Origin of the sequence: uncultured Tateyamaria sp. (assembly GCF_947504105.1) — a bacterium.
In the GTDB taxonomy this organism is placed as follows: domain Bacteria; phylum Pseudomonadota; class Alphaproteobacteria; order Rhodobacterales; family Rhodobacteraceae; genus Tateyamaria.
The window spans coordinates 1-1,845 of record NZ_CANNGP010000124.1 but is presented as its reverse complement, the minus strand read 5'-3'; the positions used below and the strand labels follow the sequence as shown (position 1 = coordinate 1,845).

Annotated in this window: 1 protein-coding gene; it reads left to right on the top strand. The window is 55.2% G+C overall.

All coding sequences use genetic code 11. From position 1 onward, the window contains the following. Nucleotides 1-99 precede the first annotated feature (99 nt). On the top strand, nt 100-1,425 hold the full coding sequence (locus Q1A75_RS23795; RefSeq protein ID WP_299593521.1) for an enoyl-CoA hydratase/isomerase family protein: 1,326 nt from the start codon (nt 100-102) through the stop codon (nt 1,423-1,425). Nucleotides 1,426-1,845 lie beyond the last annotated feature (420 nt).

The following is a 1,845-nucleotide window of genomic DNA, read 5'->3' as shown; positions in this document are numbered from 1 at the left end:
AGAATAGCAGCCTAAATGAACCCCTGATCCATCTTAAACCGGCTGCAAATTGGTCGAAAATCTAGGACCACCTCTGTCACCCAAAAACGTGGTAGTGCTATGGACGCGCCCGCCTTAACCGGCACATTCGAGACGGATCGTGAACGACATGCGGCGTTTTGGGCGCAGATCGAGACAACGATCACCGCATTGCCGGACAAACCCATGCGCACCCATGCTCAGACGGAGCGGGTAGCCGAACTCTTCGACATCGCGCAGGTGGCGCGTGCCCGTTTCTTGGACCGCTATGTCGAGCTGATCTATGATACAATCACGGATCGTCTGGCCCGCTTCGTCCGTTTCGACGATATCTTGATTCAAGCAGCCCGGATCGTGCCTGGCCTTCTGCCTGGATCCGATGCGCTTTCGGCGGATGCTGGCAAGCGCCTTGCCGACAAAGAAGGATGGGAACGGCAACAAGCTCTCTTCCTTCATCATCTTCTGCGTCGACCCAAAACAAGCCGCCACTTCTACCACATGATGCTTTTGCCAAGTCAGGAGGCGGAGAGGCTATTACCGCGCTATATTGCGGAAAAACGCATCACGCTGCCCGGTGCAAAGGTAGAGACGCATGGTCAGACGTCCGTAGTTACACTGAAAAACACGCGCTTTCTCAATGCCGAGGATAATTCAACTCTTAACGGATTGGAGATCGCAGTCGATCTGGCGCTGCTCTGCCCTGATACGCAACTTTGCGTTCTGCGCGGCGCAGAAATTGAAAGTGGGAAGTATGCGGGGCGCCGGGTCTTCGGTTCGGGCATCAATCTAACCCGGCTTTACCGTGGCGAGATCCCCTACACTTGGTACATTAAGAGAGAAGCTGGGTTTGTGAATAAGATCTATCGCGGCTTAGCGCAGGCCTCCGTGTTTCCAGACGATGCCTCGGGCGAGACGAGAGAGAAACCTTGGTTGGCACAGATCGACAGCTTCGCCATCGGCGGGGCATGCCAACTTCTGCTTGTGTGTGATTACATCGTGGCGTCCGCCAACGCGTATCTTTCCCTTCCAGCACGGAAGGAAGGTATCATCCCTGGCTTCGCCAACATGCGCATGTGGCGCTTCACTGGGGACCGACCGGCGCGGCGCGCCATCCAATCGCAAGCCATGTATGACTGCGCGTCCGAAATCGGGCGGACGATTTGCGATGAGATAGTGCCTGCTGATCAAACTACAGCTGCCACCCAAGAGGCGGCGCGGAGTTACCTGCACTCAGGTACAGTGAGCGCCGTCGCGAACCGCCGGGCCTTCCGGTTGGGTCAGGAAACACCGGAGCAGTTTTGCGCCTATCTCGCTTACTACGCCAAGTCGCAGGCCGAGTGCCATTTCAGTGATCAGCTGATCTCGAACCTTGAGGAGTTTTGGCAGGCCGCTGAGCGGAAGGAATAGGGCCCGGTCGCGACGAACGTTCGCCCACGTATGAAACCCAAGGTTCTGCACTGGATGTCAAAAACGGGTACACAGCATTTAGCAGCGGTACCGCGTAGTCTTTTTCAATTCGTAGGGCGCTCATATCTCGGATCGAGGCGGTCATTACAACGCGTCAACGTTTGAAATCACTTTTCCAAGAAACACGCATTTTAAAGCATCCGACTTTTGACCTGAGCCATATCCGGCCGCCTTGAATTGGTTCCAGCATTCTCCGTGTGAGAAAAGTTCGCATATTTCCATGAGCGCGTGGAACATAAACTCGGACAAGTACCCCTGCACATCGGATTGGCGCAATGCCTTCGACTGTCTGACGTCAGCGCCTATGGGTCCAAATAGCGGTATTTGCTAAGAGAGGGTTTGTTGCTCATCGTGGCCACC

What these genes read in the sequence shown, in the direction of transcription:
- Q1A75_RS23795 (WP_299593521.1), top strand. Translation starts at nt 100, where the DNA reads ATGGACGCGCCCGCCTTAACCGGCACATTCGAGACGGATCGTGAACGA.